This window comes from Bacillus sp. A01H (assembly GCF_045277205.1).
GTDB classification, from domain to species: Bacteria; Bacillota; Bacilli; order Bacillales; family Bacillaceae_G; genus Bacillus_A; species Bacillus_A paranthracis.
Genome location: NZ_CP117702.1, coordinates 4817047 through 4833934, shown reverse-complemented (window position 1 = coordinate 4833934; position 16888 = coordinate 4817047). Strand labels below are relative to the sequence as shown.

The 16888-nt window shown below is 34.1% G+C and carries 17 protein-coding genes and 1 riboswitch; of the genes, 9 read left to right on the top strand and 8 right to left on the bottom strand.

Annotated features, from left to right (window positions below; genetic code table 11):
• Positions 1 to 11: 11 nt before the first annotated feature.
• Positions 12 to 2081, top strand: a complete 2070-nt coding sequence (locus PSR14_RS25645; protein WP_000873612.1) for an LTA synthase family protein — start codon at positions 12 to 14, stop codon at positions 2079 to 2081.
• Positions 2082 to 2438: 357 nt separating this feature from the next.
• Here the strand turns inward: PSR14_RS25645 and PSR14_RS25640 are convergent, their stop codons facing one another.
• The gene (locus tag PSR14_RS25640; RefSeq protein ID WP_000498295.1) at positions 2439 to 3248 is read right to left on the bottom strand and encodes an alpha/beta fold hydrolase; all 810 of its coding nucleotides are present in this window, start codon (positions 3246 to 3248) and stop codon (positions 2439 to 2441) included.
• Between the two features lie 268 nt (positions 3249 to 3516).
• Here PSR14_RS25640 and PSR14_RS25635 point away from each other — a divergent pair, with 268 nt between their 5' ends.
• Positions 3517 to 4770: an ATP-binding protein gene (locus tag PSR14_RS25635; protein ID WP_000664894.1), complete on the top strand. Its 1254-nt coding sequence runs from the start codon at positions 3517 to 3519 to the stop codon at positions 4768 to 4770.
• Complete coding sequence (locus tag PSR14_RS25630; protein ID WP_001030619.1) at positions 4767 to 5987, top strand: ATP-binding protein; 1221 nt, start codon at positions 4767 to 4769, stop codon at positions 5985 to 5987. The genes PSR14_RS25635 and PSR14_RS25630 overlap by 4 nt, the downstream gene beginning before the upstream one ends.
• Before the next feature lie 416 nt (positions 5988 to 6403).
• Here PSR14_RS25630 and PSR14_RS25625 read toward each other — a convergent pair whose 3' ends face one another.
• Positions 6404 to 7054 (bottom strand): HAD family hydrolase, encoded by a 651-nt coding sequence (locus PSR14_RS25625; RefSeq protein WP_098487229.1) that lies wholly within the window; start codon positions 7052 to 7054, stop codon positions 6404 to 6406.
• Between the two features lie 108 nt (positions 7055 to 7162).
• On the opposite strand from PSR14_RS25625, the gene PSR14_RS25620 reads away from it, so the two are divergent.
• Positions 7163 to 7924, top strand: a complete 762-nt coding sequence (locus tag PSR14_RS25620; RefSeq protein ID WP_033671964.1) for a DeoR/GlpR family DNA-binding transcription regulator — start codon at positions 7163 to 7165, stop codon at positions 7922 to 7924.
• A gap of 14 nt (positions 7925 to 7938) precedes the next feature.
• Positions 7939 to 8565 (top strand): HAD family hydrolase, encoded by a 627-nt coding sequence (locus PSR14_RS25615; protein WP_000676034.1) that lies wholly within the window; start codon positions 7939 to 7941, stop codon positions 8563 to 8565.
• Positions 8566 to 8586: 21 nt separating this feature from the next.
• On the opposite strand, the gene PSR14_RS25610 is transcribed toward PSR14_RS25615, so the two are convergent.
• Entirely contained in the window at positions 8587 to 9507 is a 921-nt protein-coding gene (locus PSR14_RS25610) for a Nif3-like dinuclear metal center hexameric protein (RefSeq protein WP_086405136.1), read from the bottom strand.
• Between the two features lie 321 nt (positions 9508 to 9828).
• Between PSR14_RS25610 and PSR14_RS25605 the strand changes: the two genes are divergently transcribed.
• Together PSR14_RS25605 and PSR14_RS25600 are read left to right on the top strand one after the other, a co-directional pair.
• Complete coding sequence (locus PSR14_RS25605) at positions 9829 to 10152, top strand: iron-sulfur cluster biosynthesis family protein (RefSeq protein WP_000289565.1); 324 nt, start codon at positions 9829 to 9831, stop codon at positions 10150 to 10152.
• Positions 10153 to 10450: 298 nt separating this feature from the next.
• Entirely contained in the window at positions 10451 to 11356 is a 906-nt protein-coding gene (locus PSR14_RS25600) for a DMT family transporter (RefSeq protein ID WP_001255398.1), read from the top strand.
• Positions 11357 to 11384: 28 nt separating this feature from the next.
• Here the strand turns inward: PSR14_RS25600 and PSR14_RS25595 are convergent, their stop codons facing one another.
• Positions 11385 to 11606 (bottom strand): hypothetical protein, encoded by a 222-nt coding sequence (locus PSR14_RS25595; protein WP_000639042.1) that lies wholly within the window; start codon positions 11604 to 11606, stop codon positions 11385 to 11387.
• A gap of 279 nt (positions 11607 to 11885) precedes the next feature.
• Between PSR14_RS25595 and PSR14_RS25590 the strand changes: the two genes are divergently transcribed.
• On the top strand, positions 11886 to 12269 hold the full coding sequence (locus tag PSR14_RS25590) for an ATP synthase subunit I (protein WP_000624930.1): 384 nt from the start codon (positions 11886 to 11888) through the stop codon (positions 12267 to 12269).
• Positions 12270 to 12503: 234 nt separating this feature from the next.
• On the opposite strand, the gene PSR14_RS25585 is transcribed toward PSR14_RS25590, so the two are convergent.
• Positions 12504 to 12701 (bottom strand): hypothetical protein, encoded by a 198-nt coding sequence (locus tag PSR14_RS25585; protein ID WP_000788116.1) that lies wholly within the window; start codon positions 12699 to 12701, stop codon positions 12504 to 12506.
• A 290-nt stretch (positions 12702 to 12991) separates the two neighbouring features.
• Positions 12992 to 14578 carry a phosphoenolpyruvate carboxykinase (ATP) gene (gene pckA / locus PSR14_RS25580; RefSeq protein ID WP_000108804.1) on the bottom strand — a complete coding sequence of 529 codons (1587 nt, stop codon included), beginning with the start codon at positions 14576 to 14578 and terminating at the stop codon, positions 12992 to 12994.
• A 228-nt stretch (positions 14579 to 14806) separates the two neighbouring features.
• Positions 14807 to 14928: riboswitch (SAM riboswitch) on the top strand.
• 169 nt (positions 14929 to 15097) lie between these two features.
• Between pckA and metK the strand changes: the two genes are divergently transcribed.
• The gene (gene metK, locus PSR14_RS25575) at positions 15098 to 16297 is read left to right on the top strand and encodes a methionine adenosyltransferase (protein ID WP_000163125.1); all 1200 of its coding nucleotides are present in this window, start codon (positions 15098 to 15100) and stop codon (positions 16295 to 16297) included.
• Positions 16298 to 16338: 41 nt separating this feature from the next.
• Here metK and PSR14_RS25570 read toward each other — a convergent pair whose 3' ends face one another.
• Together PSR14_RS25570 and PSR14_RS25565 are read right to left on the bottom strand one after the other, a co-directional pair.
• Positions 16339 to 16518 carry a hypothetical protein gene (locus tag PSR14_RS25570; RefSeq protein ID WP_061185182.1) on the bottom strand — a complete coding sequence of 60 codons (180 nt, stop codon included), beginning with the start codon at positions 16516 to 16518 and terminating at the stop codon, positions 16339 to 16341.
• 6 nt (positions 16519 to 16524) lie between these two features.
• On the bottom strand, positions 16525 to 16704 hold the full coding sequence (locus PSR14_RS25565) for a hypothetical protein (protein ID WP_000424795.1): 180 nt from the start codon (positions 16702 to 16704) through the stop codon (positions 16525 to 16527).
• Positions 16705 to 16888 lie beyond the last annotated feature (184 nt).

Here is a 16888-nt window from a genome sequence, read left to right as displayed (position 1 = left end):
GAGGGAATGAATTGAAGTATGGCTCTACACTTTTTGATCTTCCAAAAAGAAATATATTAATTTCTAGCATTATAAGTAGTATGGTGACTTTATTAGTAATAACTATGCTGTTTATGCTTTTAAAGGTTTTTAATTTAGACATAATGAAAGCTCATTTAAATCAAAATCTTGTTTTAATTGTTATGATGATTTTCATATGGGGCATAACATTTTATATTTCACATTTTAATAAAAAAGAGATGTCTACACTTAGGGCATCCCTACGAGTGCATTTTGTATTATTTTTACTAGCTCATACAGTAGCGTTATTTTATATTGTCATGCAAGTTAATATGAGTTTCATAGAGGCAATGAATTGGATTTACTTGTATAACATGCAGTTTATATTAAGTTTTGTAGTAATTTATGCAATATACATTCTTGTTTATAATTTAATAGGCAAGGTTTTTCTAAGTATGATTTTAACGAGCTGTACGTTAGTCATTTTAGGTATTGTGAATTATTTAAAGCTTATTTTTAGAGGTGATCCGCTGTATCCTTCTGATTTCACACAAATTATGCATATGCAATCTGTTATACCGATGGTGATGGACTATTTTAGCTGGAGTTATATTTTTGTCATTATCTTAAGTATCGTGGCTTGTATTGTAGCAGGGATATATATGAGAAGGTATATTCAAAATGTAAAGACTCATCTAGGAATAAGAGCCTTATTAGTAGTAGGATCTATTTTTGTTCTATATGCGTACGGTAATTTTGCGAACACATTTATGAATAAAGTATTTCAAAAATCAGGTGTAGATTTTGTTTTGTGGGATCAAAATGAGAACTATGCTTCAAATGGTTTTGTACTTGGGTTTATTAGCAATTTAGATACAACAGTTATGGAAAAACCAAAAAATTATTCTAAAGAAAATATGCTTCAAATAGCAAACGATATAAAAAAACAATATAGTGGAAATATAGGGAGCCAAAAGAAAAAAGAGAAACCGAATATTATTTTTGTAATGAGTGAATCGTTTTGGGATCCGACGAAAGCAACTAACCTTTCTTTTAGTGAAGATCCTGTACCAAATTTACATCATTATATAGAAAACTTTCCTGGTGGACAAACTATTTCTCCTACATTTGGGGGAAATACGGCGAACGTTGAATTTGAGGCATTAACGAGTTATTCAATGAGTTTGTTAAAGCCAGGTTCTATACCATATCAGCAGGTTATTACAAATAAGAAAGAAATTCCATCAATCCCTACGGCGTTGAAAAAAGAAGGGTATTACACAAGTGCAATTCATTCATTTGGTCGCACATTCTTTAAACGTGATGATGTATATAAGGTGTTAGGATTTGATAAATTTAATGCAGCTGATACGATGGAAAATGTAGATGTTGATGGAGATTATATTAGTGATTTAGCGATGAGTAAAGAGATAATTGCTGAGTTAGAGAAACAAAAACAACCTACATTTATTCATGCAGTTACGATGCAAAATCATTTTCCATTTACAGAGGGCCGATTTGGTGAAAACCTAATAGAAATTAGCGGGCTAGAAAATGAAGAATCAAAGGGAGAATTAGAAACGTATACAGAAGGGTTAAGACGTTCAGATGAGGCCCTTCAATATTTAATAGAGCAACTAGATAATTTAGATAGACCTACATTATTAGTATTCTTTGGAGATCATCTTCCATCATTAGGAACAAATAAATCTTTTTATAAAGAGAATGGGTATATAACGAATGAAAAAACACCGAGCGAACGTTTAGCGATGGCCCAAACGCCGCTATTAATGTACGCAAACTTTGATATGCCAAATGATAATTTAGGTGTAGTAAGTCCAATTTATTTTTCTAATCTTATTTTTGATTATGCAGGATTAAATAAATCTTTATTTTATCAATTTTTATCGGGATTTTACAAGGAAATACCGGTGCTTAGAGATGAATTAAAAGTTGATAAAAATGGAGAAGTAATCAATGATTTAACAAAGAAACAAAAAGAAATGTTAGAGCAATATAAAATGCTTCAGTATGATTTACTTGTTGGAAATCAATATAGTAAAGATATCCTCTTTAAATAAAGTGAAACTTTAATCAGTGGGGGTTTTCTTCATCCCCCACTGATTATTAGCCTTCACCAATCGGACTTTTATGGGCAGCCCGACCCCCACCTAACTTCTTTGCTTTGCTGAATTTTGAGGTGGGGGTCTTACTGCCCGTTAAAGCGGGATAAAAGAAACAAAAAGAACTTGTATAACGATACAAGTTCTTTTTTATAGTATTTAACGGGGTAACCAGACAAGCTGGGTTTAGGGAGTATTACCTGTACATTTAGTATAAATGAAAATGTAACCGTTTTATCGAATGATTTGTGAGAAATGTGTGAATTTTAACCTTTTTAAAAACTACGTTCCTATCGATACATTTGGCATAGTTTTTTATGAATGCAAAAACTTTATAAGTTCTTCGTTTAATTCATCCGCTTGATCAATTGGAGAGCCGTGACCACTATTTGTGAGAGGATGTAACTGAGAATTTTTAATACGCTTTTGCGTAAGTTCAGCGCTTTTGTATGGGATAAGTTGATCATGAATACCGTGGAATATTTTTGTTGGCACGTTAATTTTACTTAAGTCTTTCGTTACATCTTCATTTGCGGCTGCTTGCAATATTTTGATGAGAGCATAAGAAGCAGACTGCATACCGAGATAAGAAAACCATTCTAGCGTAGCAGATCCTAAGTTTCTATTAAAAAATGATAAAGATACATCATTTAAAAATTTAGGCATATTGGCATACATTTGATTAATGAGAGTGTCTGCTTGTTCTTTTGGGACACCATAGGGAGATTCTTGATTTTTAACGAAAGAGGGGGAAACGGCATCGACTAATACAAGTTTAGAAATACGATGACCATTATAGCGAGACATGTACCGAATAGAAAGAGCACCACCTACTGAGAAACCAATTAATGTAGCATTTTCGACTTGAAGTGCTTCTAAAACGATGGCGATATCGTCTGCTAAACGATTGTATGTGTAACCAGTCCATGGTTTATCAGATTGTCCATTTCCGCGTATATCCATAGCGATGCAGCGGAAACCGTGTTGTGGTAACACGTTGAGCTGATATTGGTACATTTGATGATTTAAAGGCCAGCCATGGACGAAGAACACGGTTTTACTACCGGGACCGGGATTAACGTCTTGCACAAAAATATGCACATCTTTTTCAACGGTAACAAACATGAATGAGCCTCCTATTCATACGCGAGGAGCGTATGATTTTGTTCTATTAAGACACTAAGCTTTCCTTCATTTTTTGCCGCTTATATAAAATCTCTCCCACATAATATACGTATTATTGTTTATAATTTTTATGATTGTATATCGTCTGAAAATATCACGGTTTTGGGATGATTTTCCTCAAATGTTCGATTTATCTTTGTTTGTATAAGAAAATCATTTATTATAATAAATGGTATTCTTCGAGATATTATGTTGAAGGGGTGTTGAAGTGAAAGAAAGTTTTCTATCATATAAAGAAGAAGAAAGAAATGCCAAAATCCTTTTGTGGGTGCTATACGTCATTGTTGTTTCATACCAAGTTTTCTATGCAATCGTATTAGAAAATAAATCACTAACGGATAAGGGACATAGCATACTATGGCAAGTTATTTGCGGAACTGCAATACTCGGTATGAATGTATATTTAATAAAAAAAGAGAAAGTGAATTTTGTGAAATATGCATGTGTATTTGCATACATAGGAATAGAAATTGCTAACATATTTTCGTATATGCTTTATAATGAGGCGGCATTTGATGGGGGAAATATAGTAGAAATTATTCTTATCTTCTTTGTACCTATATTTTTAAATAAAAAATATTTTGTGTTTGTACTTTCAACTATTGTAGGGAAATATGTAATTTACTTATTTGTATTAAAAGAAGTAAAAGGATTTATGTTCCTCATTATGTATACACTCGTATTAATAGCAGCATACATCATTTTAAATCGATTTATACAATACCTTTCAGCGGTAAAGGAAAGTATTAAGATTGCTAGTGAATCACAAAAATTAGCAGTAATCGGAAAGATGGCAGCGACAGTGGGACATGAAATTAAAAATCCACTTGCTTCATTGAAAGGGTTTACGCAATTACAACGAGAGAAGCATGAAGAGGACCCTATTTATAAACAGATGATTTTTGAAATAGAAAATATGAATAATATGATAAGTGAATTGATGGAAGTTGCTACATGTAAACCTTCTATTTATAAGAAACATAATATAGGTGAAATTGTATTACAAGCAGTAGCAATTCTTCGAGAAAAAATGAATGAATCTAGTATCCAGCTTATTTCTAATATCGAAGAAAAGATGATAGAAATTGAATGTGATGAGCGGAAAATGCGAGGAGTTTTTCTATATGTCATAAAAAATGCTCTGGAGGCGATGGAGCAAGGTGGCACATTAGAGTTACGGTTAGAAAATAAAGGACAAGATTATGTAATGCTAAGTGTAATCGATAATGGTTACGGTATTAAGAAAGAGAATGTGGCTCGTGTTACAGAAGCTTTTTATACAACAAAACAAGATAAAATTGGTTTGGGACTTACGGTAGCAGATCGAATTGTCAACGAACACCTTGGTACGTTACATATTTCAAGTGAAAGAGATAAGGGAACGAGAATAGATATTATTCTTCCAAAAAAGTGTGGAAATAATGAAATCCAATTGAGAGAAAAGCTAGGAGTTACCATATGAATAAAGACGGTATATTTAAAAATGAAGAAATGAAGGCGCTGAAAATATATTTAAGTTTATTTTTCATTATATTTTTTGTATACGATCTTGCCTACGAATTTATTGTACCTTTAATAGGAGGAGAGCAAGAAGGAGTAGGACAATTTGAAGATGGTTTAGGTTTATGGCTTTATTTTCTGATGGTGGTTTTATTTTGCATTGGAATATACTTTATGAAATGGAAAAATCCATTTGCAGTAAAGTATATTATTCTAATTGGGTATAATCTATTAGATTTTATCCATAATATTATGATTTACTACGGTAGTGATACTGAGTTTGATGGTGGGAATATAGTAGAAGGATTTTTTATTTTATTTGCTCCACTTTTTGTGAATAAAAGATATTTTTGGTTAGTTCCGAGCATACTTGTTGGAAAATATGCTCTTATAGGAATCATTATTCACTCATCACTCGTTTTAATCCCGATGGCATTATATAGCGTATTTACTATCATATGTTGGATTATGTTTTTAAGGTTCCAATCTTACGTTCGTACGCTTGAGATGATGAATAAAGAAATACAACAAACAGAAAAGTTAGCAACTGTTGGGAAAATGGCTACAGTTATTGGTTCCAAAATTAAAAGACCTTTAGCTAATTTAGATAAATTTGTAAATAAGCAAGCAGTTAAATATCCAGAGGATAAAATATATAGTGATATTATGAAACAAGAAGTAGAACGAATTCATACAATCGCTACAGAACTTAGTGGATTTGAGAAATCTAAATCAATAGAATCAGAAGTTCATAATATAGAAGAAATTATCGCTTATGTTATTCGAGTTATGGGGAAGCCTGCTTTAAATCAAGGTGTGCACATACAAGGTATTTATAGTAAAGACATACCATCGATTACATGCGATGAAAAACGATTAAAACAAGTGTTTTTTAATTTAATTAAAAATGCGATTGAAGCAATGTCAGTTGGCGGAACGATTACGATTAAAGTGACTGTAGAAGATGCAATCATTGTTCAAGTTAAGGATGAAGGTTGCGGCATTCCAAAAGACAAAATCCCGAAGCTAAATGAAGCCTTTTACACAACAAAAGAAACGGGAACAGGTTTAGGCTTAGTAGTTACAGAAAAAATTATTAAAGACCACAACGGTAAAATGAGTTTTGAAAGTGAAGTTGGGGTTGGAACGACGGTGAAGGTTATGTTGCCGATACAATAAAAAATATATTTTAAAAAGGGAAATCATTTATTTGAGAGTGATTTCCCTTTTTTGTGAATAAAAATCCGGAAGTGTTTACACTATTGGTGCATTATGTATAATTACGAATCTAAGATATGGGTATTTTTATGGTGGTAATATAGAGTGAGTTTGTTAGTTGTTGACCTAAATTATTGAGGCTTTTTCTGTTGAATAAATTATTTTTAAGAGAGAACTAAATATTTGTGATTAGAAAAACAGAATATACAGCACTGGTAGTAATTCCAGGATTAATATAAAGGGATATAGCATCTCCTCTCGAAACGAGGTTTCCGGTTGTAATGCTACTCCAAGTTACAGTAGCTGGACCTACAGCTGAAGTAGGATTAAATACTTGAAGTTACCCCGATCCAGTAATTTTGTCAGTAGTAGACTACTTATTTTGAAAATGTAGTATTTAATGAGATGAGAAAATCATCTGTTTTCTTAATAAAATAATCTGGTTGTACAGTAAATGTAGCAGATTGATAGTTTGGTAACCATTGTACGCCAATCGTTCGTACATCTGCCTGTTTTCCAGCAAGTATGTCAGCATCACTATCTCCAATAAAAATTGCTTCGTTTGCATTTACATGTAATGTATTTAATACAAGAAGAATACCTTCAGGATCAGGTTTTGGCTTCATTACATCATCTCCAGCTACTATACAGTCGAAGAAAGAAACTAATCCTAATGCTTTTAGAGAAATGTCCAGGCTTCTTCTTGCTTTTCCAGTTACGATAGCTAACTGAAACCCTTGTTTTTTTAAATGTATTAAAAGGTCTACTATTTTATGATTTCGCTCTACGTAATCACGATGCTTTTCTTCATAACATTCATAGTATCTTTCAACTGCTACTTCTTTTTCTTCAGAGAGTAAGTTCTCATGAATAATACCAATTTCACTTGGGCCAAACATAGAAAGAATCTCTGCTTCAGTAATTTCTTTATTATCAAATTGCCAAAAAACGTTTTGAAACGAGTAATAACATAAAGGTAAAGTATCAGCTAGTGTGCCATCAAAATCAAAAATAATTGTACGTAGCATTTTCTCACTCCTGTTTTAAGTTATTTTAAGGTTTATTTAAGGATTTATGTTGTGATATACTTAAAATAACTTAAAAGTACTTAAAAGTAAATAAAAATGGGTGAGAGTATGAATCAAGAGGAACGTTTAATAAAAATAATGGAGTATTTGAATGAACATAGGACGATGAGTTTGAAGATAATGTGTGAGCTATTTCAAGTCTCCAGAGATACAGCAAGAAGAGATATTGTAAAGTTAACAAATGAAACAACAATAGTGCGAACCCATGGTGGTGTAGCTTTATCATCTTTCCACCATAAAATATCGGATTATGTAAATCGTGAGGAAAAAGAAATTGAATATAAGATATCTATTGGAAAGCGAGCTGCTTCTTTTGTAGAAGATAATGAAGTGATTTATCTTGATGTTTCAACAACTGTTAACTGTATGGCTTCATTTTTGACAGCAAGTAACATAACGGTTGTTACAAATTCAATTGATACAGTAAATCATTTAATGGATATGGAGAATGTAAATATTCATATTTTAGGTGGAGAATTAAATAAACACTCACGTTATATGACGGGTTTTTCTGCAATGGAGAAACTAAAAGATTATCATTTTGATAAGGTTTTTATTGGATCACCCGGTCTTACAGAAGATGGTGTCTATTATGCGTATGAGGAAGATATTCATTTTAAGCGTCAAATTGTTAAACAAACAAATGAAGTGTTTTTACTTGCTGATGAGACAAAAATGAATCAACGTCAAAACTTTAAGGCGCTGTCATTAGAAGCGATAGATACAATAATTACGAATGATGCTATACCTGGCGATTTAGAAAGAGTAGTGAAAGAATATGGAATTGAGCTAATCGTTGGAGTGAAGTAAAGGGGGACGTAAAAATGAAGGGGATTATATTTGATATTGACGGAACGATGTTAGATACGGAAAAAGCAGTTTTATATTCATTACAGAGAACGTTGCGAGATGAAGGGATGAATTATTCATTAGAAAAGCTACATTTTGCATTAGGTATTCCTGGTATGGCTACGTTACAAGAAATTGGTGTGGAAAATATGAAAGCAGTTCATGAGAAATGGATACGTAATATGGCAGATTTTAAGAATGAAATTACAGTATTTAAAGGAATTGCGGAAGTGATTGAAATAGTATCTTCATATAAGATTCGAACTGGTATTGTGACTTCAAAAACACGTCAAGAGTTTATCGATGATTTCCAGCCATTTGGATTACATTCATATTTTGAACACTCTATTTGTGTGGAAGATACAATGAAACATAAACCACATCCAGAGCCACTTGTGACATGTCTAAAAAGATTGAATATAGAGGCACAAGAAGCGATATACATAGGTGACTCAGTATATGACTTACAATGCGCAAAACAAGCGGGAGCAAAATTTGGTTTAGCCTTGTGGGGAGCAAAGACAAGGAAAGGATTCGAAGAGGCTGATTATATTTTTCAAACGCCTCATGAAATTTTAAGTTTAGTAAAAAGAGATAGCTAATTTAGCTATCTCTTTAAAAATTTATAACCACCATTTTTCCTGTGGAATCAAAGTAACATCCACTTCAAAATTTTCTTTAAACCAATTATACATCAATGTTTCTTTCACTAAATATTCAGAGGCAGAGTGTGATACACCGATGAGTGACATATTCGTTTCTTTTACGTAATCCATAATGAGCGAGTATTTCTGTTTACCGTAATCATTGTCGATATGGCAATGGATTTCCCCAGTAATATATGCTTCAGCACCTTTTGCTTCTGCTTCTTTCATGAGAGACACGACATCACCACATCCTGCAATAATTGCAATTTTTTTGATAGAATCATGTTGTTTACCTTCGAAGTCTGTATAAGGAATATGGAAGAGATTTTTTAGACGTTTTTGGAGTGCTTCTGTGGATGTTTCATCCATTTCACAAATAAGGCCAACTGGCTCTTGTTCTGGACCTTCATATGCAAAGCCGTCAACTACATGAGCATGTAAAGATTTTGCAATTGAAATGCTCGTTCCATGCGTTTGATGAATATCCATTGGTCCGTGACATGTATATATAGAAAGTTGTTTTTCTTTTATCGCTTGCAAATATTTTTCAGGTATTGGAATAAAACCACGACCTGATTTTCCAAGCGGATCACCGCATTCCATTACAAGTGGGTGGTGCATAAAAAGTAAATCACCAGATGTGGACTGTGAAATGAATGTTTCAAGAACGTCATTTGTAGGAAAAACAGCTAAAAATACTTTATTTACAGTTTCAGCTCCTCGTATCATAAGACCGTTAAATAGCTCTACAAAATTGGTTTCGAAAAATTGTTGCCATGGAAAGTGGATAGGATCATATACAGATGGGATAAATCGACTAAAGGCACTATCTTTTCCATATTTTTTGATTTGGAACAAATGATTGAGTGATTGTTCTATTTCTTTTAAAGCTGGCATGTTATGTTATCCTCCTTGAACTAATTAGATGTTTTTGTTCTTCACAGCGAAATAAGAAGCGGTTAGGAAACAAATAAAACCTAAAATCCAACCAATAGAAGGAGAATAAGGAAGTATATGTTGTAATATCATACCGCTAGAAATAAAAAAGCTACCGAGTAGACCTAGGAAGATGGGGTATCGCAGTAATTTGAGCATGAGTGATACAACCTCCTTTACTACATACATTGTATATTGTTCGTAATTTTCTGTATATATTTTTAAAGAAAAATGGTGGTACAATATATGAAGGATACGAGAAGAGAGGATGAAGATTAGAGTATGTACGTTACTGTAACAGAAGCAGCATATAAAAAGATTATGGATACGATTCCAAATGAAGCGAAATATATAAAGTTATTTTACGATAATGAAGGTTGCGGTTGTGTAATGAGCGGAATTATCGATTTAGTAGCTGTAGCAGAAAAAGATGAGCGCGATGTGGATATCGAATCTAGCACAATGAATTTTATCGCAGATCGCACAAAACTTGTATTTATGGATGATAAATTAACAGTTGATTGGCATGAAGGTGGAGGGACGTTTCAGCTGAAGAGCCCGAGCCAATTTTATAATCCAAATATGAAGTTACACGTTCGAGTGTAGTAAAGAAAAGGTGGTTCCAAAATGTATTTTGGAACCACCTTTTTTATTGTATACGTCGCTATTCTTGTCGTTTTTTGTTGATAAGTCGATATATTTAAAAAATCGCTGATATAATTCGAGTTGCGCCGATATATTTTGAAAATCGCCGATATAATCAGAGTTGCGCTGATATATTCAGAAAATCGCTGATATAATTTCATGCCCCAAAACGTTTCATACAATAAAAAGATTTTTTCACATAATGAAATGTACATGTGATTGAATTTTCTGTATAATCTTATTTGCGGAGGGGATACGCATGAGAAGATGGGGAATTGAGTTATTAATTTTAGCAGTCGTTATTATTTGGGGGATTAATTTTACGATTGCGAAATATGGACTTTTAGAATTTACAGCAATTGAGTTTACTGCACTTCGGATGATATCGGCGGCACCGCTTATGTTACTCCTTACATTTTTTATTGAAAAGTCGGTTTATATGGAGAGAAAAGATATACCTAGATTAATCATCGTTAGCGTTGTAGGTATTGTACTGTATCAAACGTTATTTATGGAAACTGTTAAATATACATCCGCTACAAATGCCTCTTTACTCATTTCTATTTCACCTATTTTTACAACTGTATTTGCGATTATCTTAAAACAAGAAAAGTTTTCTTCTCGAAAGCTTATCGGTTCGATTATTGCCTTTTGTGGTGCAGCCTTAGTTTTAGTAGCAGGGCATTCACTGGCTAGTTCTTTTTACGGGAATGGGATTGGACTCATTACATCAATATGTTGGGGGCTTTATCCTGTTTTAGCTGGTCCATTAATTAAAAAATATTCAGCGCTACGTGTTACCGCATGGTCAGCACTAGTTGGCGCGATTCCACTCTTGCTTTTAAGTGGACCATACGTATTTATAATGCCATTTCATATTACACATGGAATAACACTATTCGCTTTACTATATTCTATTTTCTTTGTAACAGTATTTGGTTTAGTAATGTGGTATGTTGGTGTTCAAAAAATTGGAGCATCACATACGATGGTATATATGTATATAACGCCACTTGTAGCTGTTTTATTTGCAGCTGTATGGGCAAATGAATACGTATCATTTCAACAAATAATCGGTGGAATTATTATTTTCTTCGGTTTATGGTTTGTGAAATCGGAGAAAGTAAAAGTGCATTCTACTGCGGGGGAACCTATATCAAAATAGGAAAACAGATCACCTATGATCTGCTTTCCTATTTTTTTATTTTTGGTAAGAAGATGAGAAATAAGATCGCAGTAATAAGTGGAATTAAGTTTAAAAATGGAATACGGAAGAGTGTAATAAGAATAATACCCGGAAGAAGGACACCGAGGACAGCGTAGAAAATACTATGGTTCTTCGTGTACCAATACAATGAAAGTCCAATAAGTGCAGGGATAATGAGGTGAATGAGAGCCATTAAAAAATAAATCATTAGACGCCCCCTTTATTTGTGTACTTATTACATCATATCCGTATGTTCATAGATTGATATCATTTTTTTCATAAATGGACGAAAAATGTTTGAAAAAACGTCACAAATTATGAGGGTATGATCTTTGAAATCTTGTATAATATTATTTTCTAAAAATATTTAAACAACATAAACATACCGTTTATGTTGTTTTTAATTTGAGTGAAATGAATGTAAGCAGTATAAACTTGAAAAAAATTTCTTGTTGGATAGATAAAAATTACTGAAGAGGAGAACAGCATGATTAGTATGTCATTAAGGTCGTTTAAAATTCAATCGTATTATATACTAGGTATTCTTTTACTAGGCTGGATGGTAACACCGTTTTCAGCACATTTTTTAGGTGCAGGAATTGGACTTATCGTAAGTATGTATTGCGTTTGGCTTTTAGGGAGACGAATTGAGAAGCTTGGAGATAGTATCGTAAAGAAAACGAAAGCGCCGACGCTCGGTATGTTTAATCGTTTTGCGGCTGCTATTTTAGGCGCTATTATTATGTACGAAATTGAGCACCATATGGTAATGTGGGCATTTGCAGTAGGGATTATGGGCGGTTATTTTTTAATCGTTGTGAACTTAGGTTATTATAGTATGAAAGATGAAAAGGAACTAACAAAAAGATAAAAAGCCTCTTTTTAGATGGAATAGAGGATCTAGCGAGGGATAGAAGCGTTTAAATCCTTTTTTAGCTCCATACGTTGTGAAACTAGAGGGATGTAATTTATATGTTCGAATCCGTAAGTTGTATGTGTAAAAATGAATTTACCCTAGAATAAGGAATCCAGCGATGAATAGTACAACAGGAAGCGAAACATTGCATAAAATACAGGTTTTTGCTTCCGATAAGTTAACATGAAATTACGTATTAGTATGACTTTTATGTTCTTTAAAAAAGTTGGATATAATACAAAAAACTATTCCGGTAATTAGAATAATATATTTTATCGTTTCACTTGTATGCTCAAATAAATTAACGTTAAGCATTACAAGTCCCCAAAACATTTGAATCGCTCCATAACTGAATAAAATTTTTCCTGTACGAGAAAAATTTTTCATAGGTTTCACCCCTTCCTATATATGTAAATTATATCATGAAAAACTAAAAATAAGTAAATATAAAGTGAAAATTCTGTAAATTAACAAACGAAGTCACAGATGAAGAGAGTAACGTTTTACTTTATATAAGATATAGAAAGAAGCTTACGTAAAAAACGTAAGCTTCTTTTTTATGTAAGTGTGTGTAACCGTTAAGCCGCATTGGGTTTTGTCGGTGAGTACGCGAAACTTTACGGTTACACGACACTTATTCATATGAGTAAAGGGTTATTCCAACAGAAAGTTTGCGCTTAAGCGATTGGGCCGCCTAAGTTAATAATGTCTTCAGATACGCTGTCGAACTTTTTGAAGTTAGCTTTGAATTCATTTGCAAGTTCGATTGCTTTTGCTTTATAAGCAGCTTTATCAGCCCAAGTTTGTTCAGGCATTAACACTTCGTCAGGTACACCTGGTACGTGAAGTGGAACTTCAAGACCGAAGATGTCATGTTTAGCTGTTTCAGTTTTCGCAAGTTCACCGCTTAATGCTGCTTGAATCATTGCACGAGTGTAACCTAAGTTCATACGTTTACCAACGCCGTATTCGCCACCAGTCCAGCCAGTGTTTACTAAGAATACTTTCGCATCGTGTTTCTCAATTTTTTCACCAAGCATTTCAGCATAGCGAGATGCATCAAGTGGTAAGAATGGTGAACCGAAGCAAGTTGAGAATGTTGCTTGCGGAGATGTAACACCGCGCTCTGTTCCTGCTAGTTTACTAGTGTAACCACTTAAGAAGTGATACATAGCTTGTTCTTTTGATAACTTACTGATTGGAGGCAATACGCCAGATGCATCAGCAGTTAAGAAGATAATTGTATTTGGGTGTCCTGCAACACTTGGCAGTACGATATTGTCAATCGCATGCATAGGGTATGCAGCACGAGTATTTTCTGTTAAAGTAGTATCGTTATAGTCTGCGATACGCGTTTGGTCATTAATGATAACGTTTTCTAAAACAGATCCAAATGTGATTGCATCGAAAATTTGTGGTTCTTTCTCGTGAGAAAGGTTTACACATTTCGCGTAGCAACCGCCTTCAATATTGAATACACCGTTATCAGACCAACCGTGCTCATCATCACCGATTAATTTACGGTTTGGATCAGCAGATAATGTTGTTTTACCTGTTCCAGATAAACCGAAGAATAATGCTACATCGCCTTCTTCACCTACGTTTGCAGAGCAATGCATAGAAAGGATATCTTGTTCAGGTAATAAGAAGTTCATAATAGAGAAGATTGATTTTTTCATTTCTCCAGCGTATTCTGTACCACCAATTAGTACGATACGTTTTTCGAATGAAACCATAATGAATGCTTCAGAGTTTGTACCGTCAACAGCTGGATCAGCTTTGAAATTCGGTGCAGAAACAATTGTGAACTCTGATTCATGAGTTGTTAATTCTTCTTCAGTTGGACGAATGAATAGTTGATGTACAAATAAATTGTGCCATGCATATTCATTAATAACTTGAATTGGTAGGCGGTAATTGCGGTCAGCGCCTGCAAATCCTTTGAAGACGAATAACTCTTCTTTCTCTTTTAAGTATTCTAAAACTTTCGTATATAATTTATTAAAATGTTCTTCAGAAATCGGTTGGTTCACTGCTCCCCAAGCAATTTTGTCAGCAACCGATGCTTCTTTCACAATAAATTTATCTTTAGGAGAACGTCCTGTATATTTTCCAGTTGAAGCAGAAACGGCACCAGTCGAAGTTAATTTCCCTTCATTTCGCATTAATACTTTTTCCACTAATTGCGGAACACTTAGTTGAATCTGTGCATTGCTTCCGTTCAATAATTCGTGTAAACCAATTTGGACATTCACAGTACTCATATTTATATACCATCCTTTTCATTTAATGAAATATTTCTCGTAATCCCCAACAAGAGTATAACACAATTATATAAATAATGTATACTATTTATTTCTTTTTGTTTGTGTGAATACATTATTTCCTTATTAATATTTCATTTTAGGCGCATTGAGAAAAACTTTCACGAAAATGTGAATATTAATTGACAAATGAATATCATTTCTTTAGTATAGGTTGGGACGGATACTCTCTTATCCCGAGCTGGCGGAGGGACAGGCCCGATGAAGCCCAGCAACCTCACTTGTATTGGTAAACACAAGTGAATAGGTGCTAAAACCTGTGCGAGGCTACAGGTCTCGAACGATAAGAGCGAAGGGCAAAAAGCAGTATGCAAGTAGCAAATTAAACCTTTCCTCTCTATTATGTAGGAAAGGTTTTTCTGTATGCTTGTGTGGGAGAATAAATGTATGTCGCAATCTGTGGCAAATTAAGGATGAGTTCCGTACAATATATACAATTACTGTAGGGAGGTTTACCACATGACAAAAAAACGTCATCTGTTCACATCTGAGTCTGTAACTGAAGGACATCCAGATAAAATTTGTGACCAAATTTCTGATTCAATTTTAGATGCGATCTTATCAAAAGACGCAAATGCACGTGTAGCTTGTGAAACAACTGTAACAACTGGTTTAGTATTGGTAGCGGGGGAAATTACGACTTCTACTTACGTAGATATTCCAAAAATCGTTCGTGAAACAATTCAAGGCATTGGTTACACACGCGCAAAATATGGATTCGATGCAGAAACTTGTGCAGTTTTAACATCTATCGATGAGCAATCTGCTGACATCGCTATGGGTGTTGACCAAGCGCTAGAAGCACGCGAAGGTCAAATGACTGACGCTGAGATTGAGGCAATTGGTGCAGGAGACCAAGGTTTAATGTTTGGTTTCGCATGTAATGAAACACAAGAGTTAATGCCACTTCCAATCTCGCTTGCTCACAAATTAGCTCGCCGTTTAACTGAAGTACGTAAAAATGATACATTATCATACCTACGTCCGGATGGAAAAACGCAAGTTACAGTTGAGTATGATGAAAATGGTAAACCAGTACGTGTTGATACTATCGTAATTTCTACACAACATCACCCAGATGTTACATGGGAAGAAATCGATCGCGATTTAAAAGAGCACGTAATTAAAGCTGTAGTACCAGCAGAATTAATCGATGGAGAAACAAAATTCTTCATTAACCCAACTGGCCGCTTCGTAATTGGTGGACCACAAGGTGATGCTGGTTTAACAGGACGTAAAATCATCGTTGATACTTACGGTGGATACGCTCGCCATGGTGGCGGTGCATTCTCTGGTAAAGATGCAACGAAAGTTGACCGTTCTGCAGCATATGCAGCTCGTTATGTTGCGAAAAACATCGTAGCAGCTGGTCTTGCTGAGAAAGCAGAAGTACAACTTGCATACGCAATCGGTGTAGCACAACCAGTATCAATTTCAGTTGATACATTCGGCACTGGTAAAGTATCTGAAGACGTATTAGTAGAACTAGTTCGTAACAACTTCGATCTTCGCCCAGCTGGTATTATTAAAATGCTAGACTTACGTCGCCCAATTTACAAACAAACAGCAGCTTACGGCCACTTCGGACGTACTGATGTAGATCTATCATGGGAACGTACAGACAAAGCTGCAGCTTTAAAAGAGCAAGCTGGTCTATAATATATGAAAAAAAGCTTTGCGCGGTGAGCGCAAAGCTTTTTTTATTTCGTTTTATTTACAATTTGAATGCATGATTTGCAATATACTTCTCCATCTAGCTCAATATACTTTTTCATATTCGTCATGCCATTTGCCGGAAGCGGCATATGAATCCATGCTTTTTCATATGTTTGCATTTCTTTTTGGCATGATTTACAAACAGTTGGCTTTTTTTGAAACATGTGAAATCAACCTTTCATTTGACGTGCTTTGCCCGCACAAAATGCACTGCTTAATAAAAATAGCGTGGCGCATATAATACTTACTAATGTAGCGTATGGAATTGCGCCTTTTAGAGAAAAGCCGACAGTGATGGAAGCGATAAATAAGAGGATGAATGTTGTTGTTAATTTTTTGTATAGTTCCATAATAGATAGACCTCCAATTTATTTTTTAGTACAAGTTTTAAAATTGAATTCTATGTATGTAGAAAATATAAAGAGTAGCTAAAGGTGTGTAGTCTAAGGAGTATAAGAAAGTGCACTTTCCTTTTTGTGGTTTTTTATACTTATATTGTATCATGGCGCATTGTTGGCTTCATACATAATTGTG